Annotated in this window: 21 protein-coding genes and 1 pseudogene; 2 read left to right on the forward strand and 20 right to left on the reverse strand. The window is 75.0% G+C overall.

What is annotated here, in order from left to right; all coding sequences use genetic code 11:
- Window positions 1-107: 107 nt before the first annotated feature.
- From F7P10_RS29130 to F7P10_RS29185, 12 genes are all read right to left on the reverse strand, one after another.
- Window positions 108-1,160, reverse strand: coding sequence for a glucose 1-dehydrogenase (locus F7P10_RS29130; RefSeq protein ID WP_151014100.1), 1,053 nt, complete (start codon window positions 1,158-1,160; stop codon window positions 108-110).
- 10 nt (window positions 1,161-1,170) lie between these two features.
- Window positions 1,171-2,943 (reverse strand): glycoside hydrolase family 15 protein, encoded by a 1,773-nt coding sequence (locus tag F7P10_RS29135; RefSeq protein ID WP_151014102.1) that lies wholly within the window; start codon window positions 2,941-2,943, stop codon window positions 1,171-1,173.
- Between the two features lie 130 nt (window positions 2,944-3,073).
- The gene (locus F7P10_RS29140; RefSeq protein ID WP_151014104.1) at window positions 3,074-4,789 is read right to left on the reverse strand and encodes a Na(+)/H(+) antiporter subunit D; all 1,716 of its coding nucleotides are present in this window, start codon (window positions 4,787-4,789) and stop codon (window positions 3,074-3,076) included.
- Window positions 4,779-5,048 carry an LMBR1 domain-containing protein gene (locus F7P10_RS29145; protein ID WP_151014106.1) on the reverse strand — a complete coding sequence of 90 codons (270 nt, stop codon included), beginning with the start codon at window positions 5,046-5,048 and terminating at the stop codon, window positions 4,779-4,781. Before F7P10_RS29145 ends, F7P10_RS29140 begins: the two co-directional genes overlap by 11 nt.
- Entirely contained in the window at window positions 5,045-6,517 is a 1,473-nt protein-coding gene (locus tag F7P10_RS29150) for a proton-conducting transporter membrane subunit (RefSeq protein ID WP_151014108.1), read from the reverse strand. Before F7P10_RS29150 ends, F7P10_RS29145 begins: the two co-directional genes overlap by 4 nt.
- Window positions 6,514-7,989 (reverse strand): monovalent cation/H+ antiporter subunit D family protein, encoded by a 1,476-nt coding sequence (locus F7P10_RS29155; RefSeq protein WP_151014110.1) that lies wholly within the window; start codon window positions 7,987-7,989, stop codon window positions 6,514-6,516. The genes F7P10_RS29150 and F7P10_RS29155 overlap by 4 nt, the downstream gene beginning before the upstream one ends.
- The gene (locus F7P10_RS29160; RefSeq protein WP_151014112.1) at window positions 7,986-8,522 is read right to left on the reverse strand and encodes a cation:proton antiporter subunit C; all 537 of its coding nucleotides are present in this window, start codon (window positions 8,520-8,522) and stop codon (window positions 7,986-7,988) included. The genes F7P10_RS29155 and F7P10_RS29160 overlap by 4 nt, the downstream gene beginning before the upstream one ends.
- Complete coding sequence (locus F7P10_RS29165) at window positions 8,519-9,508, reverse strand: DUF4040 domain-containing protein (RefSeq protein WP_151014114.1); 990 nt, start codon at window positions 9,506-9,508, stop codon at window positions 8,519-8,521. The genes F7P10_RS29160 and F7P10_RS29165 overlap by 4 nt, the downstream gene beginning before the upstream one ends.
- Complete coding sequence (gene mnhG / locus F7P10_RS29170; RefSeq protein WP_218040176.1) at window positions 9,508-9,888, reverse strand: monovalent cation/H(+) antiporter subunit G; 381 nt, start codon at window positions 9,886-9,888, stop codon at window positions 9,508-9,510. Before mnhG ends, F7P10_RS29165 begins: the two co-directional genes overlap by 1 nt.
- On the reverse strand, window positions 9,885-10,166 hold the full coding sequence (locus tag F7P10_RS29175) for a monovalent cation/H+ antiporter complex subunit F (protein WP_151014116.1): 282 nt from the start codon (window positions 10,164-10,166) through the stop codon (window positions 9,885-9,887). Before F7P10_RS29175 ends, mnhG begins: the two co-directional genes overlap by 4 nt.
- Complete coding sequence (locus tag F7P10_RS29180) at window positions 10,166-10,618, reverse strand: Na+/H+ antiporter subunit E (protein WP_176611695.1); 453 nt, start codon at window positions 10,616-10,618, stop codon at window positions 10,166-10,168. The genes F7P10_RS29175 and F7P10_RS29180 overlap by 1 nt, the downstream gene beginning before the upstream one ends.
- 413 nt (window positions 10,619-11,031) lie before the next feature.
- Window positions 11,032-12,225: a CHAT domain-containing protein gene (locus F7P10_RS29185; protein ID WP_151014120.1), complete on the reverse strand. Its 1,194-nt coding sequence runs from the start codon at window positions 12,223-12,225 to the stop codon at window positions 11,032-11,034.
- 66 nt (window positions 12,226-12,291) lie between these two features.
- Here F7P10_RS29185 and F7P10_RS29190 point away from each other — a divergent pair, with 66 nt between their 5' ends.
- Both F7P10_RS29190 and F7P10_RS29195 read left to right on the forward strand, forming a co-directional pair.
- Window positions 12,292-14,538, forward strand: coding sequence for a Clp protease N-terminal domain-containing protein (locus tag F7P10_RS29190; protein ID WP_151014122.1), 2,247 nt, complete (start codon window positions 12,292-12,294; stop codon window positions 14,536-14,538).
- Window positions 14,475-15,146 carry a hypothetical protein gene (locus tag F7P10_RS29195; protein ID WP_151014124.1) on the forward strand — a complete coding sequence of 224 codons (672 nt, stop codon included), beginning with the start codon at window positions 14,475-14,477 and terminating at the stop codon, window positions 15,144-15,146. The genes F7P10_RS29190 and F7P10_RS29195 overlap by 64 nt, the downstream gene beginning before the upstream one ends.
- 88 nt (window positions 15,147-15,234) lie before the next feature.
- Here the strand turns inward: F7P10_RS29195 and F7P10_RS29200 are convergent, their stop codons facing one another.
- The 8 genes and pseudogenes from F7P10_RS29200 to F7P10_RS29225 all read right to left on the reverse strand — a co-directional run bounded on the left by F7P10_RS29200 (window position 15,235) and on the right by F7P10_RS29225 (window position 22,763).
- Window positions 15,235-15,528, reverse strand: a complete 294-nt coding sequence (locus F7P10_RS29200; RefSeq protein WP_151014126.1) for a hypothetical protein — start codon at window positions 15,526-15,528, stop codon at window positions 15,235-15,237.
- A gap of 144 nt (window positions 15,529-15,672) precedes the next feature.
- Complete coding sequence (locus F7P10_RS29205) at window positions 15,673-17,295, reverse strand: CATRA conflict system CASPASE/TPR repeat-associated protein (protein WP_151014128.1); 1,623 nt, start codon at window positions 17,293-17,295, stop codon at window positions 15,673-15,675.
- 3 nt (window positions 17,296-17,298) lie between these two features.
- Complete coding sequence (locus F7P10_RS29210) at window positions 17,299-17,670, reverse strand: CATRA system-associated protein (protein ID WP_151014130.1); 372 nt, start codon at window positions 17,668-17,670, stop codon at window positions 17,299-17,301.
- Window positions 17,671-17,690: 20 nt separating this feature from the next.
- Window positions 17,691-19,061 (reverse strand): macro domain-containing protein, encoded by a 1,371-nt coding sequence (locus F7P10_RS29215; RefSeq protein ID WP_151014132.1) that lies wholly within the window; start codon window positions 19,059-19,061, stop codon window positions 17,691-17,693.
- Window positions 19,062-19,157: 96 nt separating this feature from the next.
- Window positions 19,158-20,666 (reverse strand): hypothetical protein, encoded by a 1,509-nt coding sequence (locus F7P10_RS44710; protein ID WP_254716079.1) that lies wholly within the window; start codon window positions 20,664-20,666, stop codon window positions 19,158-19,160.
- Complete coding sequence (locus tag F7P10_RS44715; protein WP_254716080.1) at window positions 20,663-20,917, reverse strand: hypothetical protein; 255 nt, start codon at window positions 20,915-20,917, stop codon at window positions 20,663-20,665. Before F7P10_RS44715 ends, F7P10_RS44710 begins: the two co-directional genes overlap by 4 nt.
- Window positions 20,918-21,294: 377 nt before the next feature.
- A pseudogene (locus F7P10_RS45535) lies at window positions 21,295-21,948 on the reverse strand (radical SAM protein); the annotation flags it as partial.
- Window positions 21,945-22,763 carry a hypothetical protein gene (locus F7P10_RS29225; protein ID WP_151014136.1) on the reverse strand — a complete coding sequence of 273 codons (819 nt, stop codon included), beginning with the start codon at window positions 22,761-22,763 and terminating at the stop codon, window positions 21,945-21,947. The gene F7P10_RS29225 and the pseudogene F7P10_RS45535, both read right to left, overlap by 4 nt.
- Window positions 22,764-22,836: the final 73 nt, after the last annotated feature.

Raw genomic sequence — 22,836 nt, forward strand, 5'->3', positions numbered from 1 at the left:
ACGCGAACGGCTGCGGACCGCCCTCCCCAGAGCCAGAGTCCGCCACCCGTCCATTGTCACGGACGGAGGGGCCTGCCCGGTCCGATTCCGCCGGACGGGGGAGCGCGTCAGGAGCCGAGCGTGAGGGCGACCTTGACGTCGTCGGGGCGCGAGTCGAACGCGTCGGCGAAGTCGGCGAGCGGGACGCGGCGGGTGACCAGGCGGCCGAGCCAGTCGAGGTCGGCCTTCGCCAGCGCGTCCGCCGCCGCCGCGTAGTGGCCGAGGTTCGCGTTCACCGAGCCGACGATCGCGTCGTTCTCCAGGACGATGTCGCGGTTCAGCGTGCCCGCGTCCACGCTGAGGTGCCGGCCCGCGGGCGACACCCCGGTCAGGCACACGATGCCGTAGGTCGCGGTGGAGCCGATCGCGCCGAACACCAGCTCCCCGACGCCCGTCGCCTCGATCACCACGTCCGGCCGCGCCGCCCGCACCGCCGCGTCCAGGCCGTCGTGGTGGTAGGTCGCGCCGAGGTCGGCGACGAGGCCGGGCTTGGGGCCGCCGGTGACCTGGTCCAGGACGTGCACGTCCAGGCCCCGCTGGACGCCCAGCAGTGCGGCGAGCAGCCCGATCGAGCCCGCGCCGGTCACCAGCGCCGTGCGCGGCTCGAACCAGGAGCGCGACCCGACCTTCTCGACCTGCTCCCAGGCCTTCGCGACGATGGTCGCCGGTTCCATCAGCATGCCGACGTCCGCGAGCCGCGGGTCGAGCGTCACCGCGTACCCGGTCTCGACCCGCCACAGCTCGCTCGCGTACCCGTCGACCTCCTTGATGCCCCGCTCGGTGTAGCGGCCGTTGCGGCACATGTCGAACTCGCCGCGCGCGCACGCGCCGCACGGTTCGGGGTCGGGCCGCCGCACCACGCCCACCACCAGGTCGCCGGGGGAGAAGCCGGAACCGGACGGGGCGTGCCGCACCCGGCCCAGCGACTCGTGCCCGATGACCAGCCGGTCGCGTCCGGGCGGCGCCTCCCCGTACCCGCCGGCCGCGATCTCCCCGTCGGTGCCGCACACCCCGACGGCTAGGCCCTCGACGAGCAGGTCGTCCGGGCCCGGTTCCGGGTCGGGGACGTCGGTGACCGACAGCGAACCGGCCCGTCCCGGCAGCACGGTCAGTGCGCGCATCGCTCCTCCTTCATTGGGGGTCCTTCGCGCCGCTCAGATGCCGGGCCGTGTTCACCAGCCCGACGTGCGAGTACGCCTGCGGGGTGTTACCCACCTGCCGCCGGGCTACCGTGTCGTATTCCTCGCTGAGCAGTCCCACGTCGTTGCGGAGGTCGAGGAGCCGCTCGAACAGCTCCACCGCGTCGTCGTGGCGGCCGATGCCGTGCAGGGCGTCCGCGAACCAGAACGTGCAGGCCAGGAACGCGCCCTCGTGGCCCGGAAGCCCGTCCACCCCGGCGCTCGTGTCGTAGCGCAGGACGAACCCGTCCCGGTAGAGGTCCCGCTCGACCGCCTCGACCGTCCCGACGACCCGGCGGTCGTCCCACGGCAGGAACCCGACCCGCGGGATCAGCAGCGTCGCCGCGTCCAGCGCGTCCGACCCGTAGAACTGGGTGAAGGTGTTCCGCTCGGCGTCGTAGCCGTTCTCGCAGACGTCGCGGTGGATCCGCTCCCGCAGCGCCTTCCACCGGTCGGCGGGCCCGTCCAGGCCGAACTGCTCCACCGCCTTGACGGCCCGGTCGACGCCCGTCCACGCCAGCACCTTCGAGTGGACGAAGTGCCGCGCGTCGCCGCGCACCTCCCACAGGCTGACGTCCGGGTCGCGCCAGTGGCCTTCCAGGAAGTCGAGCAGGGCCCGCTGGACGTCCCACGCGGTCTCGTCCGCCTCGATCCGCGCCTCCCGCGCGTAGTGCAGCCCCTCGAGGACCTCGCCCCACACGTCCAGCTGGAACTGGCCGGACGCCTCGTTCCCGATCCGCACCGGCGCCGCGCCCTCATAGCCGCCGAGCCAGTCGAGCTCGTACTCGGGGAGCCGCCGCGTCCCGTCGATCCCGTACATGATCTGCAGGTCGGCCGGGTCGCCCGCGACCGCCCGCAGCAGCCACTCCCGCCACGCCTTCGCCTCCGCGACGAACCCGGTCCCGAGGAGGGCCTGCAGCGTGAACGTCGCGTCCCGCAGCCAGCAGAACCGGTAGTCCCAGTTGCGGGGGCCGCCGAGCTGCTCGGGCAGCGACGTCGTCGCCGCCGCGACGATCCCGCCCGTCGGGTGGTACGTCAGCGCCTTCAGCGTGATCAGCGACCGCCGGACGGCTTCGGGCCACCGGCCCTCGTACCGGAAGCCGCCCATCCAGTCCGCCCAGAACGCCTCGGTGTCGGCCAGCGCCCGTTCCGGATCCACCGGGTGCGGGTGCGGTTCGTGCGACGGGCGGTACGTCAGGACGAACGGCACCCGCTCGCCCGCCGACACCGTGAAGTCGGCGTAGGTCGTCGCGTCGCCGCCCCGGAGTTCCACCGGGGTCTCGAGCCACGCCGCGTCCGGTCCCGCGATGGCGTTGAGCTGCCCGTCCCGCCGCCGCACCCACGGGACGATCCGCCCGTAGTCGAACCGGAGCCGCATCGCCATGCGCACCGGCACCCGGCCGCTGACGCCCTCCACGACGCGGACGACGTCCGCCGCCTCACCGCGCCGCGGCATCGCGTCGATCAGCCGGACCGTCCCCTCGGGGGTCTCCCACTCGGTCTCGAGGATCAGCGAGTCCCCGCGGTACCGGCGCCGCGTGCAGTGCCCGCCCGCCGCGGGCGCGATCCGCCAGAACCCCGCGTCCTCGTCGCCCAGCAGGGACGCGAAGCACGCGGGGGAGTCGAAGCGGGGCAGGCAGAGCCAGTCGATGGATCCGTCCCGGCCCACCAGCGCGGCGGTCTCCAGATCGCCGATCAGTCCGTAGTCCTCGATTCGCAACGCCACAATTCACTCCTCGGACGAGATCCCACGGGCATCTACCCGCGCCGCGCGGTCCATGCACGGCGGGATCCGCGTCCGTCCACGGCGCGCCACGCGAGTGTGGCGCGGGCGTCGCCGCGGAGCGTCCCGGCCCTCAGATCAGCGAGAGCAGGAGCAGGAGGCCGAGGAGCAGCGCGACCCACAGCACCATCACGTCGGTCGACCACGGCACGCCCAGCCAGCCCCGCCCCCGCAACGGCCGCGCGGCCGTGGACAGCGCGAGGTCCGCGCGCTGCCGCAGCGGCTTGGCGAACGCGGTCCGCACGTGCGCGGCCGTCCGCACGCCCGCGTCCCAGGCGCGCGGGAGCAGGCGGCGGTAGACGACGTCGGCGTCCAGGTTCACCGAGGGCAGCTCGGGCGGGTAGAGGCCGGTGCGCATCAGCAGCGTGAACGCCAGCGAGGCGAACAGCAGCAGCTGCACCTGGTTGACCACGTGCGGGACCGTGTAGGCCGTGTAGTCCATGTCGTACGGCAGCAGCCCGTACAGCAGGTCCGGGGCCACCCCGATCGCGATGCAGCCGGCCGCCGCGATGCCCATCGCGAGGCGCATGTTCAGCGGCGCCTCCTTGACCCGGTACCCCCGGTCGTGGGCGAAGAAGGCGAAGAACGGGATCTTGATCCCGGCGTGGTGGAAGACGCCCGCGGACGCGAACAGCAGCAGCAGCCACACCGCCGTGCGATGCTCCTCCGCGAACGCCTGCATGATGATCGACTTCGTGGCGAACCCCGAGAACAGCGGGAACGCGGAGATGGACGCGGCGCCGATGATGCACAGCACGGTCGTCTGCGGCATGGACTTGTACAGCCCGCCCAGCTCGGAGCCCTTGACCGTCCCGGTGCGCAGCAGCACCGCGCCCATGCTCATGAGCAGCAGGCCCTTGAACAGGATGTCGGCGAACGCGTGCGCCGCCGCGCCGTTGACCCCCAGCGCGCCGCCCACACCGACGGCGGCGACCATGAAACCGAGCTGGTTGATCATGCTGTACGCCAGCACCCGGCGCAGGTCGTTCTCGATCACGGCGTAGAAGATCGGGAAGCACGCCATCGCGACGCCGACCCACACCAGCGCCCCCGTGCCGGGGAAGCCGCGCGCCAGCACGTACACCGCGAACTTGGTGGTGAACGACGACAGCACGACCGTGCCGACGACCGTCGCCTCCGGGTAGGTGTCCTGCAGCCAGGCGTGCACGAACGGGAACGCGCACTTGATCCCGGCGGCGAGCAGGATCAGCACCCCGCCCGCGGAGTCCGCGCCGATGAACCCGAACCCGGTACCCGCCCCGGACTGCACGTGCAGGACGATCCCGCCGAGCATCAGCAGCCCGGACGCGACCTGCGCGACCAGGTAGCGCATCCCCGCGCGGTTGGCCCGCTCGGTGCGGCGCGCCCAGATCAGGAACACCGAGGACAGCCCGGCCAGCTCCCAGCACACGAAGAGCGTGAGCAGGTCCCCGGCGAGCGCCCCGCCGACCGCGGACGCGGCGTAGACGGGGATCACGATCTGCTGCATCCGGTCGTCCAGATGCAGCGCGTACACGGCCGCGATGAGCGCCGCGAGCAGGAACGCCGTCGCGAACACCAGCGCGAGGGAGTCCACCCGCAGCGGCTGCACCGCCAGGCCGAGCACCTCGAATCCGCCGTACACCCCGTCGGGCAGCATCCACAGCAGCGCCATCGCGGCGAGCGGGAGCAGCGTCAGCCACGCGCCCCGCCACCGGCCGCGCAGGAACGGGACCGCGAGCGCGCCGAGAAGCAGCAGCAGCGCCGGATTGAGCAGTGCCGGGTCGATCACGGCCGGATCAATCGTCATCGTTCCCCCGCTCCGGCCCCTCGTAGTAGTCCTCGCCGCGCATCAGCACGCGGCGCAGCTGCTTGGCGACCAGCACCAGCGTCACGCTGCCGATGAACCCGTAGATCGCGTAGAAGCCGAAGAAGCTCTCCATGTCGAAATGCGGGTGCTTGGTGTAGAGGAGGTCGGCGAGGAACCACAGCCCGCACAGGACGTACAGGCCGTAGACGATGCGGTTCACGGTGCGGGGGTCGTCCAGCCGGCGACGTTCGTCCTTCAAGGTAGCTCCAAGACCTCGTTGAGGGGCGCGATGACCGCGTCGACGCCGAAGAACAGGGCCACGCACGCCACGGCGGTGAGGACCAGGGGCACCACCAGCGTCCACGGCGCCTCGCCCTCGCCCGTCCGCGGGGCGGGCGGCCGCAGGAACGCCCGCACCGGGATCGGCAGCAGGTACGCCACCGCCAGCAGCGACCCCACCAGCAGCACCGCGAGCATCACGGTCTGACCGGCGTCGGCCGCCCCGAGCAGCAGCAGCCACTTGCTCCAGACGCCGCCGAGCGGCGGCAGCCCGACGATCGACACAGCGGCGACGAGGAACGCGCCGAACGTCCAGGGCATCGTGCGGCCCAGCCCGTCCAGCTCGCTGACGTGCGTCAGGTTCGCCGCCGTGTAGATCGCGCCCGCGCAGAAGAACAGGGTGATCTTGGCGGCGGCGTGCGTGACGATGTGCAGCGCGCCGCCCGCCGCGGCGATGTCGTTCGCCAGCGTCGCCGCCAGCACGATGTAGGCGAGCTGGCTCACCGTCGAGTAGGCCAGCCGCTCCTTGAGGTTGTCGCGGGTGATCGCGATGACGCCCGCACCGAGCAGGGTGATCGCCGCGACCCACATCATCGGTTCGGCCGCGCCGGACGCGTCGAGCGTGTCGATGCCGAAGACGAACACCGCCACCTTCAGCACCGCGAACGCGCCCGCCTTGACGACCGCCACCGCGTGCAGCAGCGCCGACACCGGCGTGGGCGCCACCATCGCGGCGGGCAGCCACCGGTGGAACGGGAACAGCGCCGCCTTCCCGATGCCGAAGAGGTAGAGCGCGAAGAGCACGGTCAGGGTGGCGGTGCCCGCCTCGCCTCCCAGCAGCCCGCCCGGCGTGAACTCCGTGCCGTCGGCGAGGACGGCCGTCCAGACCACGGCGGGCAGGAACAGGCCGATCGAGGTCGTCAGCAGCAGCATCAGGTAGACGCGGCCGCCGTGCTTCGCGTTCTCGTTGCCCGAGTGGGTCACCAGTGGCCACGTCGCGAGCGTCAGCAGCTCGTACCCGATGAACAGCGTCACCAGGTTGCCGGAGAACGCGATCCACAGCGCCGCCGCGATCGCGACGGCGAAGAAGAAGTAGAAGCGCGTCTGGTGGCGCTGCGCGTTGTGGCGCATGTACCCGATGGCGTACAGCGCCGTCACCGGCCACAGCACCCCGGCGACGGTCGCGAACAGCAGCCCGAGCGGTTCGAGGGCGAACGTCAGCGAGATGCCCGGCAGCCACTCCCACAGCCGGAACCGCAGCCCGTCGTCCACCGCCGGCCACAGCGACAGCACCAGCGCCGCCGTCGCCACCCCGGCCAGCAGCGACGCCGCCTCGCGCAGCTGCGGATGCCGGCGGAGCGCGACGACGGCGGCCGCGCCGGCCAGCGGAACGGCCGCGATGACCGGCAGGGCCAGCGCGTTCCCGGACGTCACCCAGCCGGCGCTCACTTCGCGGCTCCCAGGAGAGCGTCGGCCGCGCCCTCGGCGAGGCCGGTCGGCCAGCCGGGGACGAGGCCGAACAGGACGGACAGCAGGACGAGCGCCCACGCGGCCGCGACCATGAACGCCGGCGGGCGCTCGACCGTGACCGTTTCGTCCGGGCGCCGGAACCAGCAGGCCTCGACGACGCGGCCGACGTACACCAGCGCCAGCAGCGAGCTGACCAGCATCACCGCGAGCACCGGCCAGTACCCGCTCTCGATGAGCGCCCCCGCGAGCGCCCACTTGCTGACGAAGCCCGCCGTCGGCGGCACCCCGACCAGCCCGAGACCGCCGATCACGATGGCGGCGAACGTCCACGGCATGGTGTGGCCGATCCCCGCCATGTCCCGCAACCGCGTCGATCCGATCCGCAGCAGCAGGATCCCCGCGACGGCGAACAGCGCGCCCTTGATCACCGCGTGGTTGATCACGTGCAGGTACGCGGCGGTCAGGCCGTCGGCGGTCGCGAGGCTGAACCCGGCGACGATGTACCCGACCTGCGCGATGCTCGACCAGGCCAGCAGGTACTTGAAGTCGGTCTGGAAGCACGCCACCGCGGACCCGGCGAGCATCGCCACGCAGGCCAGCAGCAGGCCGATCTCGGTGATCGGCATCCGCTCGAACACCAGCGCCGCGCCGAAGATCCCGAACGCGAAGCGCAGGAACGTGTAGATCGCGACCTTGGTGCTCGTGGCGGACAGGAACATGGAGACCGCCGACGGCGCCTCGGCGTAGGCGTCCGGCAGCCAGGCGTGCAGGGGGAACAGGGCCATCTTGATGGCCAGGCCCACGAACACGAAGATGACCGCCGCCGTGAGGGCCCGGTTCCCGTAGACGTCCGGGAGCCGCTGCGCCAGGTCCGCCATGTTGAGCGTCCCGGTCACGGCGTAGGCGAGGCCGATGCCGATCAGCAGGAACGTGGCGCCGATCGTGCCCACGACCAGGTACTTGAACGCCGCCAGCAGCGCCCGCCGCCGCCGTCCCATGGCGATCAGCGCGTACGACGACAGCGAGGTGATCTCCAGGAAGACGAACGCGTTGAAGGCGTCCCCGGTGGCGGCGATGCCGAGCAGGCCGGTGAGGTTCAGGCAGAGGCACGCGTAGAACAGCGAGGTCCGCGGCTTCTCGACCTCCGCCGCGACGCTGGGCCGGGCGTAGACCGCGACGGCCACCCCGATGGCCGACACGAGGATCAGGATCGGGACGTTCGCCCGGTCGATCACGTACTCGATGCCGGCCGGGGGCTTCCAGCCGCCCATGGCGTAGCGGAGCACGTCGCCGTCGGCGACCTGCCCGGCCATCACCGAGGCGCAGACCAGGGAGACCGCGGCGGCGGCCAGGAACAGCAGCCACGCGACCGTCCGGGACCGGAGCAGCACGCACAGCGGAGCGCAGAGCAGGGGGAACACCACCTGCAGCGCGGGCAGGTGTCCGGTCACGAAGCCGACCCTCCCCCCGCCGCGGGCCCGTCTTCCGGGTCGTCCTTCGTCTTGGGGGTGTCGGTCTCGGGGGTGTCGGAGTCGGGGGTGCCCGTCTCGGGGGTGTCCGTCCGGGGGGTGTCCGTCGGCCGGTCGTCCGGGTCGGCCGTCATCGGTTCGTCCGCCGCCGGTCCGCCCGCGTCCTTCGCGGCGTTGTCGCGCTCGATGACCTCGTCCTCCTCGATCGTCCCGTACGCCTCGAAGATCCGCACCACCAGCGCCAGCCCCAGCGACGTGGTGGCGACGCCGACGACGATCGCGGTAAGGATCAGCACGTGCGGCAGCGGATGGGAGTACGTCTCGACGCCCTCCTCGATGATCGGCGCGTTCGCGTCCTCGACGTTCCCGAGGGAGATGTAGAACATGAACACGCCGATCTGGAACAGGTTCAGCCCGATCAGCTTCTTCACCAGGTTGCCGTGGCTGATCACCGTGTAGAGGCCGATGACCATCACGATGAAGGCGAACCAGTGCACGTAGTGGTCGGCGATCATCGCGACGCTCCGCGCGTGGTGAAGCTGTAGAAGATCGCGATCAGCACGGCCGCGACCGTGATGCCCACGCCCGTCTCGATGAGCAGGATGCCGTAGTGCTCCCCGTCCTTGGGATGGTCCGGCACCAGGGTCCCGTAGTCCAGGAACGACCCGCCCAGCGCCATGTTCAGGACGCCGACGCCCGCGTAGAGCAGGACGCCGACCGGCACCAGCGCCAGCATCACCGGCCAGGGCATGACGCGTTCGACGCGTTTGACGCCGAACACCAGCCCGTAGAGGACGAAACCGGACGCGAAGATGACGCCCGCCTGGAATCCGCCGCCGGGCCCGTAGTCGCCGTGGAAGAGGATGTAGAAGGCGAAGATGAAGACGAAGGGGAGCAGGATCTTGCTGGCGACCCGCAGCACGAGGTACTCGCTCAGCAGGGCGTCCCGCTTCGCGCTGCGCTCGGCGCGCCGCTTCGTCCGCATCAGCAGCAGCGGGATGGTGACGCCCGCCGTGAAGATCACGACCAGTTCGCCCAGCGTGTCGTAACCGCGGTAGCTGGCCAGGACGGCGGTGACCGTGTTGGGGATGCCGATCTCCTTCTGCGAATCGTGGAGATAGGTCTCGGTGACCGGGTGGGTCTGCACGGGGGTGCCGGGATCGGCGAACGGCGGCAGGTCCTGCCCGGCGTACAGCAGCGTCGCGCCCAGCAGCACGGCCACGGCCGCGCCCGACCAGAGCCTCCGCCGGGGGGTGACCGCCTCCCGGGAACGGGTGAGGGCCAGCACCCCGAGGAACAGCACCGTGCTGATCCCGCTCCCGACGGCCGCCTCGGTGATGGCGACGTCCAGCGCGTCCATCGACACGAAGAGGCTCGCCGACAGCAGCCCGGCGAGCGCGGTCAGCATCGTCGCCTCGTACAGCGCGCGCAGCCGGCTGATGGCGAGCAGCGTCGCCACGAGGAGCGCGAACAGCGAGATGTTCATCAGCAGCGTGGACATCAGGGGCGCCCTTCGTCGTCGGCGGCGGGACCGTCGGCGGCGGGACCGTCGGCGGGGCCCTCGGCCGCCCGGCCGTCGAGCACGGCCCGTTCGCCGTCCCGGCGCGCCGCCTGGGCGAGGGCGTGCGCTGCGGTCGGGCCGGTCAGCATCATGAAGAACATGATCAGCACGAGGCGGATCACGCTCTCCGGACCGTCCGCCTGGAGGAGCAGGCCCAGGATCACCAGGCCGGCCCCCGCGGTGTCGGTGAGGCTGGCCGCGTGCGTGCGCGAGTAGAAGTCCGGGAAGCGGAGCAGGCCGACGCCGCCGGAGATGACGAGCACGCACCCGCCCAGCAGCAGGGCCCCGGTCACCACGTCGAGGATCAGGGAGATGGTCACCGCGCCTCTTCCTCGTCCATGCCGACCAGCAACTCGTCGAGGTGCGTCAGCCGCAGCACGGCGACGGTCGTGACGAAGTTGACCAGCGCGTAGAGCAGCGCGATCTCGAAGAGGTAGGGGCGCCCGGAGATGACGCCGAGCACCGCGATGAACAGCACGGTCTTCGTGCCGAACGTGTTGATCGCCAGGATGCGGTTGTAGAGCCGCGGCCCGAGGAACGCCCGCGCGAGCGCGAGCGCCATGGAGACGAGGACGGCCGCGGCGGCTGCGATGAGCATCAGCGCGGCTCCAGGCGCCGGACCCGCTCCAGCATCGCGCCTTCCTGGAACGCCTCGATCTCCTCCCCGCGCAGCGCGTGGACCTCGACGACGTCGTCGTGCAGGGCGAGGGAGAGCGTGCCGGGCGTCAGGGTGATCGAGTTCGCGTAGACGACCTTCGACACGTCCGACAGGTCACCGGTCGGCGTGGTGCCGATCGCGGGCGCCGGCACGCGCCGCGGCGACCACACCAGCCGCAGCACCGACCACGCCGACAGCATGATCTGGCCGCCCAGCCACAGCAGGTAGCCCGGCAGCCGGGGTACGAGGCGCAGCGGGAGCCCCTCCTCGTCGATGACGTCCATGCGGAGGACGACCCAGCCCGCGAGAACGACGGAAAGTGCCCCGAGCGAGAGCAGCAGCGGAGTATAGTGACCGGACACGAGCAGCCAGAAGGCCGCGAGCAGCGGCATGATCTTCAAAGCGGTGGCGGGGCGCAGCCCGAGGTGCTCAGAATCGTGCGGACGTGCGGAAGCCGGTTCTTGCGAGTTCCTTGCTGACATCGATCTCCAAACCGCGGCACGGGGCGAAGGACAGGTGATCCCCGCGTAAGGGCGGCGGGTCCCCGGAGCGCCGCCGGAAGGCGCGCGGCGCGCGGCGGACCGTGCGACGGAACGGATGCGCCGTCACGTGTTTCCGGGATGGTCGCAAGGAATGCGGCCGCGGTGGACCGCCGGTGCGGTAAAGGTCAGCACAGAATCCTTCCAAGTGGCATGGCGATTACCCATGCCGACCAGGCTTCCCGGCTCACCAGGCGGCATACTACCGGCGATCCCCGCGATGTACACCTTGGGGGGCGGGCGGGACCGGTGGGACGTGCCGTGACCTATGGGCCGAAGTGGGCGAACGGGACCCAGCCCGCGAGGTCCGGGGACGACGCCGCGCGCAGCTCGCGCGTCGCCGCGTGCAGGGCCGCCGCCGCGTCGCCCGGACGGAACGCGCCCGTCCCGGTGAGGCCCTCGTAGACGGAGTCGACGACCCACAGGGCGGCCCCGTCGGGGACGGACCAGAGCGTCGCGACGACGTGCCGGTAACCCGTGTACTGCAGGGCGGCGGCGAGCGTGACGGCCTCGTCGGGCAGGGCGGTGCCGCCCGTCGCGGTCTTGCACGCCGACAGGAACGCGAACTCGCCGCCGTGGGCGCGGGCCGCGATGTCGGCGACGGTGAGCGCGCCGTCCGCCAGCAGCAGGCCGCCCTCGGCGGGACGGTCGAGGTTCTGCTCGCCGTGCGTGCAGAAGTGCGCCCACCGGTGCCCGGCCAGGGCGTCGGCGACGGCCGCCCGCGTCGCCGCCGCCCCCTCCAGCGGGGTGTGCGCGCCGGGGAAGTACTCCTCCAGCAGCGCGCGCTCGCGGGCCGCGCCGGGCAGAACGTCCTGCCCGGGGGTGTGCGGCATGGCGACCACGAGCATCCGCGCCGGCGCGAGCGGACGGGCCGCCGGTGCGGCGCCCAGCGCGCGGAGCGTCGGCGTGTACGACGAGACGGCCCGGTCGATCACCGACCGGCCGGGCTCGCCGTGGATCCCGGCGGCGTGCAGCGGCAGCAGCGTGAGCAGCCCGGTCGGGCACCACCAGACGCGCGGCGGCGGCCCGGCGGACGGCCCGGCGGGCGGCCCGGTGATGCCGAGCGCGTCGAGGACCGGTTCGGCGACGGCCTCCCACAGCCACGCGAGCGTCTCGGCCAGCACGTCCTCGGTACCGCCCTCGTCCGGGGCGGCGTCCGGGGCGGCGTCCGGGGCCCTGGCGCCGACGGCGCGCAGGTAGCGGGCGGTGCGCTCGGCGACGCCGGCGACGGTGAGCGCGGGCAGCGGGATCGACCGGACGGTGCCGTCCCGGACGAGCAGCGCGTCGCAGCGGGCGCGCCCGACGTTGACGACGACGGCGGCGTCCGGGCTCGCGGGGGACGGCAGGTCGGTGACGGGCGGCGGGCGCAGGAAGTCGCGGAAGCCGTCCAGCTCGCGGACCCGGGCGACGAGGTCGTCCCATTCGCGGGCCAGCGCCATCCGGCGGTCCACATAGGCCATTCCGCCTCCCCGTCCGATGCCGGACAATACCGTCGGCGGCGCGGGGCCGCCATCGAGGAGGCGGCCATGCCCGACGGGGACCGCTACGACGAGACCGCGCAGGCCGCGATCGACGCCGCCTACGGCATCGCCGGGGCGGCGGGAGCGGACGCGACCGGCTGCGACCATCTGCTGTGGGGGCTGCGCGCCGGGGACGGACGGCCCGCGCGGATCCTCGCGGACGTGCTCGACGGCCCGCCGCCGTCCCGCGCCCCGGCCGGGTACGCGCCGCTGGGCCCGGACGCGCGCCGCGCGCTGCACGTCGCGGCGTCCGTCCGGGACCGGCTGCGGCACCCGCTGATCGCGGACGCGCACCTGCTGATCGCGCTGCTGGAGGAGGGCCGCCTCGACGTCCGGCACCAGCGGCGCGCGCTGACGCTCGCGTCGCTGATCGACGGCCTGGGCGGTACGGCCGAGCGGTGCGGCCCGGACGTGCGGCGGGTGGTGGTGCGCGCCGCCGACTTCGCCCAAGGACGCGGCGGGACCGAGGTGGAGCCGGACGACCTGCTCCTCGCCCTCGCGGACGACCTGGACGCGCTGTCGCTCCTGCCGGCGCATGCCGCCCCGCGCCCCGCCGGGACGACCCTCGGGCTGTCGGACGGGTCGTGGCGGGCACTGGCGCTGGCGGTGTACCACGAGGCCGGAACGGGCATCGACCCGCCGCCCGGGGACCCGGCGGGCAGCCTGGGCACCGAGCACCTCCTGCGCGGGCTGCGCACCGAGTGCGCGGTCTCGGGCACGGCGCTGGCCGCTGCCGCCGTCGGAACGCCCGCCGCCCGGCTGGCCGAACGCCTGCGCGCCCGGCGCCCCGAGCCCGGCGGATCCGCGGCGTCCCCGCCCGCCCCCCGGCTGCGGTGGACGGAACGGCGGACTGCGCGGACCCTCGCGGACGCGGTCCGGCTGCTCGGGGACGCCGCGCGGACCGGCGACCGGGCGGGCGGCGACCGGGCCCGGGACCTGTTCGAGCAGGTCGTCTCCGCCACCCCGCACGGCCACCCGGAGCGCCCGATGCGGCTCGCGGCCGCCGCGCACGCCCACCTGGAGGCGGGCGGCGAGGGACTCGTGCGGGCGGTCTGGTACGCGGGCCTCGCCGCGCGGGCCGTCCCGCGCGACCACGCGTTCCGGCCCGCGGCGCTCGTCCTGTACGCGACGGCGCTGGTCCTGCAGGCCGACGCGCACGGCACGGCGGACGACCTGCCGGAGGCGGCCGCGGTGGCGCGCCGCGCCGTCCACCTGGCGCGCGCGTCGCTCGGCGACCGGAGCGACCTCCCGCCGGACGAGGACGTCCTGTCCGCGGCCCTCGACGTGCAGGGCACGGCGCTGCGGCTGTGGTTCGAGGCGACCGGCGCCCGGCAGGCGATCGACCTGGCCGTCGCGGCGGGGGAGGAGGCGACCGCCCGCATCGGCGCGGACCACCCGAAGGCCGGCGTGCTGCTGATCGACCTCGCGCTGGCGCTGGCCGGACGGGCCCGCGAGGTGACCGGCGGCGGCGCCGACGCGCGCCGCGCCGCCGAGCTGGCCCGCCGGGCGGTGCGCGCCGGGGCCGGGCCGGGCGACGGGGCCGCCCTGGCCGCCGGTCTCGCGGCCGTGCTCGTCGACCCGGTGGCGGACGGCGTCGCGGACGGGACCGCGGCGGCGGAGGCGGTGGCCGCGTGCGAGGCGGCGGTCGCCGCGGGCGGTGCGGACGGGCGCCGCCCGGTCCGGCTGGCGAACCTGTCCATCGCGCTGCGCGGCTGGGCGGGCCTCGGCGGTCCGGCGGACGCCCTCGGCCGGGCCGTCGAGGCCGCCCGGGAGGCGGTCGAGGGCGCGGGGAGCGCGGGACGGCCGCGGTCGGGGCGCACGCCGCGCTCGCGGCGGCGCTGCTCGACCGGTACGACCGGTGGGGCGAGCCGTCCGACGCCGACGAGGCGCTCGTCCATGCCGGGCTCGCCGTGGAGCTGTGCCCGGAGGGCCACGCCGACCGGCTGCTCTACCTCGGGCACGCCGAGACCGCGTACGCGCGGATGCACCGGCGCACCGGCGACCCGAAGCTGCTCGACATCGCGCTGGCCTGCAACGACGCGGCCCTGCGGATCGTCCCGGAGTGGCACCGCGCCCGCGTCTCCACCCTCGCCCACCGCGCGCTGCTCCTCCGCGCCCGCCACGAACTCGGCGCCGCGGACGGGACGGACGGGGCGGACGGGGCGTCCGTCCTCGACGAGGCGGTGGACGTGGCGGCGCAGGCGGTGGACGCGGCGACGGGGCATCCCGCCGACCGAGCCGGGTGGCTCGTGAACCTCAGCTCCCTCCTCACCGCCCGGTACCGCGCCACCGGGCACGCGCCCGACCTCGAACTCGCCGTCGAGGCCGCCGAGGAGGCGGCGGCGTCGGTGCCCGCCGGGGATCCCCGTGCGGTTCCCGCGCTCGACCGGCTCAGCAGCGCCCTGCGCGACCGGGGCGCCGCCACCGGCGCCGAGGACGACCGGCTCGTCGCGCTCGCGCACGCCCGGACCGTCGTCGCCGCCGCGACCGCCCCGGTCACCATGCGGGTCGGCGCGGCCGTCCGCTGGGGCGTGCTGGCGACCGCGCTCGGCGACGCCCGCGACGCCCTCACCGGCTACGCCGCCGCCGTCGACCTGCTGCCGACGGTCGCCTGGCACGGCCTCCACGGCGACACCCGCCGCGACCGGCTCGAGGACTGGCCGGGCGTCGGCTCGGACGCGGCGGCCTGCGCGCTCGCGGCCGGCGATCCCGCGCACGCCCTCGCGCTCGCCGAGCGGGGCCGCAACATCGTCTGGTCGCAGCTGCTGGACGCCCGCTCGGAACTGCACGAGCTACGGGAGGCGCACCCCGAGCTGGCCGAACGCCTCGCCGCCGTCCGCGCCGCCCTGGACGACGGCTGACCGGCGGTCAGCCTGCACCCCGGGTGGCGGCCGCCTCGCCCCGCGGGTGGGGGCGGGACGGCCGCTGGTCTCGGAAGGTACGGGCAGGTCAGGCGGGGAAACCGCGGAACTCGTCGTAGTAGACGGTCTCGGCGACCTTCAGCATCGCGTAGAAGCGCACGAGGCGCGCCGCGCGCTCCCGGTTCACGGTGTTCGCCGCGAGTTCGGCGAGGACGGCGTCCATCCGGTCGAGCTCGGCGGTCGGCTTGGTGGTGACGTACTCGCGGATGGCGTGGTAGGCGGTCGTGTCGTCCATCTTGAGCCAGTTCTCCACGACCACGGCGAACGCGGTGGTCGTGAGCACGTCGGTGGCGATGCCGGCCCACTTGTTCCAGTCCACCATGCGGCGGCCCCCATCTCCTGGTGTCGACCCGCCAGTTCGGGCCGATACCAGGAGAACCGGGGCGCCGCTTCCCCGGAAAGAGACGAAAGCGCTCCGTTCCGCTTCCAGACCGCTTCCGTTCCGCTTCCGGCGGTCCCGGCGCGGTCAGCTCTGCGGGTGGGTCGTGGGGGAGGTGAGGGTTCCGGCGGTGAGCCAGTCCTGACCGCCGCCGACCGGGCATCCGGCGGCGCGCAGCCGGCCGCGGATCTTGTCGCGGCACTCCGTCCCGTCGGAGAGCCGGATGAAGTTGCGTCCGCCCAGGTCGGCGATGGGACGCTGCGAGCCCGCGTGGAGCAGGATCGTGCGTTCCGGGCACAGCGCGAGCGCCATCCCGAGCTCCACGAGCACGTTGGGGCGGGCCTGCCCGGAGAAGCCGAGCTCGAACGGGTCCTCGTCGGGGTTCCGCAGCCGGGGGTCGAGCCGGACGCTGTCGTCCGGTGTCAGCAGGACCACGACCGCCTGCGCGCGGGCGATGCCCTGGACGACGACCTCGCCGAGGTACGGGCCGGTCTCGCCCGTCCGCGCGACGAGCGTCTCCCACTCGTACGGTTCGAGCCCGCAGGCGCGCAGGAACGCGAACATCCCGTCCCGCACGCGCGTGTCCCGTCCGTGCACGACGAACACGCCCCGCGACGCGTCCTCCGGAGGACCGGCGGCGGGCGTGCGCGGGACGTCCTCGACGGCGGGCGCGGCGGGCGGCGGTGCGGCGGCGGCGGGCGCGGCGGGCGGCGGTGCGGCGGGCGGCGGTGCGGCGGCGGCGAGGTGGTCGGCGCGGTCGGCGGCGGCCTCCAGGTAGCCGGACGCGTCGTCGAGCGAGTCGAGGAGCCAGCGCGCGAGGTCGCGGTCGTCGGCGAACGGGCCGGCGGTCGCGGCGCCCGCCGCGTCGAGGGCGCGGCCCATGTTCGCGTCGGCGATCTCGACGGTCCGGCGCAGCGCCCGCAGCTCGGCGACCGCCGCGCGGGCCCGCGCGCCCGCGACCGTCCCGTCCTCGACGGCGGCGAGCAGCTCCCGGACGCGGCCGTCGCGGTTCCACACGCGCAGCTCGTACCGGAGCTTGGCGGCGTGCAGCAGGTACCGGCCGAGCGGCGGGACGGCCGGGTGCCCGGCGGACCAGGCCAGGGCGCTCAACTCCTCCCCGGCGTCCGGGCCGCCGGTGACCAGCAGGTCGCGGCGGGCGCGGTCGTCGCCGCCGGCGGAGAGGTCCCACACCCCGAGGCGTTCCCGCACGGTCGCGCCGGGCCCGGCCGGACGGCGCGTCCCGGCGTCCGGCGGCGGGAGGGCGGGCGCGGCGGCGGGGTCGAGGCCGGGGCCGGTCGCGAGGTACACGCGCGCCTCGCCGAGCAGGTCCCCGGTGCGGCCCGCCGCGAGCGCGCTCCACCAGCGGTCGAGGTCGCCCCAGCCGGGCGCGTCCGCGGCGGGCCCGCCGGTGCCGCCGAGCCGGGGCGCCAGCGCCACGGACAGGACGAACGCGTCGTGGTGGCGGCGCAGGACGGCCTGGTAGTCGTCGTCGGGGTTCTCCCGCGCCGCCAGCGGCCGCTCCCCGCCGGTGGACGCGTCGTCCGGCGGGTCGCGGGGGAGCCCGGTGCCGGGGATCGGGTCGTCCATGCGGAACAGGTGCCGGGCGCCGTCCCACAGGTCGCGCAGCGCGCGGAACGCGTGCGGGGCGCGGGGCCCGTCGGCGGGCGCGAACAGGTGGACGACCAGCTCGGCGTGCACGTCCGGGGGCATCGGTCAGCGCTCCCGGGCCCCGCCGGGCGCGAATCCGGGGCCCGCGCCGCCGTCGGCGCCGGGGACGGCCGGGGCCTCGTCCCAGCGCGACAGCTCGTGGACGAGCACGTTCACCCGCTCGCGCACGGCGGGCGGGCACGGGACGGGCGGGTCGCCGCCCCGGATCCGGGTGACGCGGGGCGCGGACGCGGCGGCCAGCCCGGCGGCGGCCCGCAGGACCGCGTCCGGGTCGGGTCCGCCGAGGGCGCGGCCGAGCGCCTCGACCAGCTCCGCGACGCGCGGCCAGGCGTCCGCCGGAAGCTCCCGGCCGGGCACCTCCCGCAGCACCATGTCCGCTTTGCGCCGCGCCCTGCGCGGTCCCGCCGTGGACGGCACGGGCGATCACTCCCTCTCGGTCAGCCGGCCCGGTCGGCCGGCCCGGTCACGGCGTGCGGCCGGTCGGGCAGGGCGTGCAGGTACGCCGCCATGCGCTCGAGCGGGTACCGCTCCACGTCCGCGGGCGGCACCACCACGCGCAGCTGCGACGCGATCGGACCGTTCCGGGACGCGTCGAGGAACGAGTCGACGAGCGCGGCGAACAGCTCGTCGAAGGGACGGTCGACGCGCGACAGCCCGGTGCCCGGCAGGGCCAGCGCGACGGGCCGCCGCTGCCCGTGCGTCTCGACCGCCGCCCACAGCCGCCGCAGCGCCGCCCGCAGCTCCGGCAGGCTCGACCGGGCGACCAGGTCGTTGCCCATCCGCGCGTAGGCCGCCGCGAACACCAGCCGTCCGCCGCGCCGCAGCGGCACGACCGTCCCGAGCGGGTAGCGCGCCAGCTTGCCGTGCCGCTTCGCGGAGCGCTTCTCGACCGCGACGGGCTCCAGGCCGTGCAGCGCGCCGCGCAGGTCGCGGTCGAGGCGGGTCCGGTCGCCGCCGTAGAGCCGGTGGAGGAGCTGGCCCTGGACGCTTCCCGCGTTGATGACGAGGTCGCCGTCGGTCGCGGTGTCGAAGGTGTCGGTGAACCCGGCGACGAGGTGGGCGTCGTCCTCGGTGAACAGGTCCCCGGACGTGACGACCACCGACGTCGGCGGCGCGGCGAAGTCGCGGCGCAGCAGCCCGGCGGTGCGGGCCCGCAGCCGCCCGCGCAGCGCCGCGACGGTCGCGGCGAGTTCGGCGTCGTCGGGGCGTTCGGCGGCGAGCGGGACGGCGACGTCCAGCGCCGCGCGCGGGCGGCCGAGGTCGGCGTAGACGTCGACGAGGTCGCGGCGCGCCGACCCGTGCCACAGGTGCAGCCGGCGGATCGGCTCCGCCGCGAACGCGCGGTCCTCGGCGTCGAACAGCGGGCGCCCGCCCCACAGCGACAGCGCGCGGGCGAGCAGCTCGGCGGCGGTCGCCGCGTCGGTGTGCTGCGCCCGCCGCACCAGGTCGTGGAACTCGAGCACGTCGACCTGCGCGGGCGCCAGGTGCAGCCGGTACGCCGAGACGCGGCCGCGCTCGGTGCTCAGCACCGTGGACGTCTCGCCGGGACGGCCGGGGTCCAGCAGCCGCCGCAGCTCCAGGATGCGCTTCTGCACGCTGACCCGGTCCTCGCGGCGGACGGTCCGCGCCGCGGGATCCCACACGTCGCGGTACAGCTCGTCCACGGTGACGGCCTCGTCGCCCGCGACGGCCAGCCGGATCAGGACGGCGGCGGTCAGCGGCGCGGGCCGCACCCGGCGCCCGCCCGCCTCGACGACCGTCCGGCCGAGCAGTGTCAGCCGGAACCCGCCCGGCTCAGGTTCGCTCATTCGACCGCCCGCTCTCGCCCGACGCTGCTGCCCGACCCTGCCCGCACGTAGGCGGACAAGCCTAACGAAACCGCATGATCGACTACAGCGTTCCCGTCAGGCGTCGTGGCCGCGCCACCGGGCGAGCGCGTCGAGTGCGAAGCACAGGTGCGGGCGGGCGAGCCGGTCGGCGTCCCGCGCGAGCAGGGCGGCGGCCGCCGCGGGGTCGAGCAGCCCGTCCAGCCCGCGCCCGGCGCGCCGCACCGCGCCGTCCGGAACCGGCCCCGCGAGGAACGCGGAACGGTCCACGTAGAACGGGCCTTCGGGCGGGCGCGGCCCGCGCGTCCGGTACCGGACGGGCGGGCGCCGCGCCGTCCGGGCCCCGTACCCCTCCTCCGGGTGGTCGAGCAGCCGCGGGCACAGCCGTCCGATCGCGTACCGGTGCCACCGGTCGCCGAGCCGCCACCGGTACGGCAGCGCGGCGACGGCGCCGGTCCAGGCGGGGTCGAGCAGCGGCACCCGCCAGTGGACGCGGTCGCCGAGGGCGGCGAGGTTCGCGCCGATCTTGTGGTGGCCGTACTGGGCGCGGAAGAACTCGCCCGCCGCCGCGCCGAGGCTCCCCCGCGCGGGCAGTACGGCGGCGAGCCGGGCGCGGGCCGCGTCCGGGGCGAGGGCCGCGCCCAGCTCCGGGACGAGCCGGGCGTGCTCGGCGGGCCGGAACGGGTCGGGGAAGCGGCGCGCGAGCAGCTCCGCGGCGTCGCGCGCGGGCCGCCGCGCCGCCCGCGCCGCCGCCCGTCCCCGCGCGGGCAGGTAGTACGGGCGGGCGTACTCGCCGTGGTAGCCGAGCAGGACGGGCACGTCCGGCGGGTCCTCCGCCAGGTGCGCCATCCCCGCCCAGTTCGTCACGGGCAGCAGCCCGCTCGTGCGCCATGCGATCCGGTCCGCGCCCGCGTCCAGCGCCGCCGCCGGCACCGCCCGCACCGTGTGCGGCAGCCCGAGCGTCCGGGCGATCCCGGTCGCGACCTCCCGGTCGAACGAGCCGGGCACCCCGGAGATCAGCAGGTGCGGCCGGTGCCCGCCCGCCAGCAGCGCGGCGAGCAGCAGCCGCGCGTCCAGCCCGCCCGACATCGACAGCGCGCACCCGCCCGTCCCGGCCGCCCGCGCCACGGCGCCGCGCAGCGCGTCCACCGCCCCGTCCGGGGAGGGCTCCGGCGCGGGCGGCGGATCCGGGACGGCCACCCGGTGGCCGTCCCGGGTCAGCGTGACGACCGCGCCCGCCGGGACCGTCCGCAACCCCGCGTCGAGCGACGCGTCACCCAGCAGATGGCCGAACCGCAGGTAGTCGGCGACCGCCTCGACGTTCCACCGCAGGCCCCGCCCGGCCGCGTCCAGGGCGTCCCCGACGCACCCGCCGTGCGCGAGCGTCCCGCACGTGTCGTACACGTGGACGACCGCGCCGGACCGTCCGGCGATCAGCGTCACCCGGTCGTCCTCGTCCACCGCGATCACGAACTGCCCGTGCGCGCCGGTCAGTGACCCGGCCCGACCCGAGCGGACGATCGCGGCGATCCGCTCCTCCGGCACCTCGCACCAGCCGTGCACCGTCACCCGCATCGCGTCGGTCACGCGGGCTCGAGTCCGTCCAGCACCACGTCCGCGACCGCCTTGACGGCGAGCGCGCAGAACGCGGTGTCCGTGCCGGTGAACGAGCCGTGCTCCGCCCACTTGTTCGCGGGCGCCCCGCCCCCGCACAGCGCGAAGTACTCGCACGTCCGCGCGCAGTTGCGGCGGCCCCGCGCCACCTCCGCCGCCAGCCGCGCGAACCCCGGCCGGACGCGGTCCAGGTCGAAGCCGTCCTCCAGCACGTTGCCGAGCACGAAGTCGCCGTGGTCGCCGCTCCTCCAGCCCAGCAGCTCGGGGAGAACGACGCGACGTCGCCGCCCGCCCCGACCGTCAGGATCGCGTACGGCTCGCACTGCGTGTTCCCGACCGGCAGGTCGTGGACCAGCACGTGGTCCCGCATGTTCACCAGCTCCCGCACCGGCACGCCCGTCCCGTCCGACCAGGCCGCCACCGCCCGCAGGAAGTCGCGGTACCCGGCCCCGAACCCCGCCGAACCGTGCAGCGTGGACACGTTCCCGCCCTCGGTCTCCTCCGGGTTCAGCCCCACCGAGCGGGGCCGCAGCCCGGCCATGAACTCCAGGTACGCGTCCCGGTGCGCGAGCGTGACGGGCGTGATCACCGAGATGACGTCGAACGGGATCCCGGCCTCCGCCAGCCGCGCGACGCCCTTCATCGCCCGCGCGTGCGTGCCCCCGCCCGCGCGCGTCCGCCGGTACGCGTCGTGCACGATCGCCGGACCGTCCAGGCTCACCCCGACCCGGACGCCCTCGCGCGCGAGGAACCCGCACCACGCGTCGTCGAGCAGCAGCCCGTTCGTCTGCACGGAGAACCGCAGCTCGGTGTCGAGCGTCTCCCGCAGGATCTCGTTGGCCGTCGCGTAGAGGGCGCGCGGCGCGGTGAGCGGCTCGCCCGCGTGCCAGCGCACCTCCAGCTCGTCCCCGAGCCGCCCGGACGCCGCGAGCGCGCGCGCCGTCGCGGCCACGACCTCGGGCGTCATCAGCGTCCGCGTCGACCGGTCGGGGAGGTAGCAGTACGCGCAGTCGATGTTGCAGAACCCGGTGGCCTGCAAGACGAGCTGCCGCACGATGCCGCCGGGACGGTCGGTGGGGTGGTTTGCCGGGTGGTTTGCCGGGCGGTCGGTTGGGGGGTTTGCCGGACGGTCGGTCGGGTGGGCTGGGGCGCGGCTCGGTGGAGGGGGCGTCGGGAGGTCCGTCGGCCGGACCGTCGGAGGGGGCGTCGGGGGAGCGGCCGGACGGTCGGTCCGGGGGTCCGCCGGGCGGCTCATCGGCGGGCCGCCGAGAGATCGTTCGACATCAGCAGCGACACGTCCGGCATGCCCTGGTCGTTCGTCGCGCCGTCGTGCAGGACGTCCTGTGTGTTCACCAGGTACGCCTGTCCGGGGCGCAGCGTCACGCGCAGCACCGGGTAGTCGGGGCAGGCGTCGAAGAAGGCGTTCTTCAGCGCGCGCGCCGTCTTCGGGACCTCGCGCCCGGACTTCTCGACCATCGCCATGAGGTCGCGCACCCGCAGGTTCACGAACTGCAGGTACCGCTCGCGGAAGCCGATGTTGACGGACGCCAGCAGGAACGACCGGTCCCGCTCGTCCAGCGGGAGTGCTTGCTGGTTGTCGATGTGCAGGCCCATGTAGACCCCCTCGTCGTAGTTGAACGCCGTCGACGGCCGTCCGGGCGCGTGCACCACCGCGTCGGCCGTCCGGACCCGGTCGCAGACGAACCCGGTGCGGCGCGTCAGCACCTCCAGCACGCGGTCCCGGGACGTCCGGACGGCCCCCGCGAGCGCGTCCGGTCCGTCCCCGGCGAGCGGCGGCAGCACCTCCGCGCGGCACGCCGCCAGCGTCGCGGCGCCGATGTCGAACACCGTGAGCCGTTCGTGCGGCGCCCCGACGTGCGGCACCGCCGGGCGGAGCGTCGCGGTTTCCCGGGGGGTCAGCGGGCGCCAGGACGGACGGGCCGTCCGGGCGGTGCTCGCGGCGGGGGCGCCCGGGGCGTCCGGCAGGCGGCGGACACCCGGGCTGATCTCGAGGTCGGAGGGCTGGAACAGGTCGGACTCGACGTTCAGGGTGAGGCCGGGCAGAAGCATGGACGACCACCGTTCTCGATCGGTGCGGGACGCCGCGGCCGGGCGGCCGCGGCGTCCCCCGGAAGCCGGGAGT

This window comes from Actinomadura sp. WMMB 499 (assembly GCF_008824145.1).
GTDB lineage: Bacteria > Actinomycetota > Actinomycetes > Streptosporangiales > Streptosporangiaceae > Spirillospora.

What these genes read in the sequence shown, in the direction of transcription:
- F7P10_RS29215 (WP_151014132.1), bottom strand. Translation starts at nt 19,061, where the DNA reads ATGAGCGAACCTGAGCCGGGCGGGTTCCGGCTGACACTGCTCGGCCGG.
- F7P10_RS29175 (WP_151014116.1), bottom strand. Translation starts at nt 10,166, where the DNA reads ATGCTCATCGCAGCCGCCGCGGCCGTCCTCGTCTCCATGGCGCTCGCG.
- F7P10_RS29185 (WP_151014120.1), bottom strand. Translation starts at nt 12,225, where the DNA reads ATGGCCTATGTGGACCGCCGGATGGCGCTGGCCCGCGAATGGGACGAC.
- F7P10_RS29205 (WP_151014128.1), bottom strand. Translation starts at nt 17,295, where the DNA reads ATGCCCCCGGACGTGCACGCCGAGCTGGTCGTCCACCTGTTCGCGCCC.
- F7P10_RS29225 (WP_151014136.1), bottom strand. Translation starts at nt 22,763, where the DNA reads ATGCTTCTGCCCGGCCTCACCCTGAACGTCGAGTCCGACCTGTTCCAG.
- F7P10_RS29130 (WP_151014100.1), bottom strand. Translation starts at nt 1,160, where the DNA reads ATGCGCGCACTGACCGTGCTGCCGGGACGGGCCGGTTCGCTGTCGGTC.
- F7P10_RS29165 (WP_151014114.1), bottom strand. Translation starts at nt 9,508, where the DNA reads ATGTCCACGCTGCTGATGAACATCTCGCTGTTCGCGCTCCTCGTGGCG.
- F7P10_RS29190 (WP_151014122.1), top strand. Translation starts at nt 12,292, where the DNA reads ATGCCCGACGGGGACCGCTACGACGAGACCGCGCAGGCCGCGATCGAC.
- F7P10_RS29160 (WP_151014112.1), bottom strand. Translation starts at nt 8,522, where the DNA reads ATGATCGCCGACCACTACGTGCACTGGTTCGCCTTCATCGTGATGGTC.
- F7P10_RS29140 (WP_151014104.1), bottom strand. Translation starts at nt 4,789, where the DNA reads ATGACGATTGATCCGGCCGTGATCGACCCGGCACTGCTCAATCCGGCG.
- F7P10_RS29180 (WP_176611695.1), bottom strand. Translation starts at nt 10,618, where the DNA reads ATGCCGCTGCTCGCGGCCTTCTGGCTGCTCGTGTCCGGTCACTATACT.
- F7P10_RS29200 (WP_151014126.1), bottom strand. Translation starts at nt 15,528, where the DNA reads ATGGTGGACTGGAACAAGTGGGCCGGCATCGCCACCGACGTGCTCACG.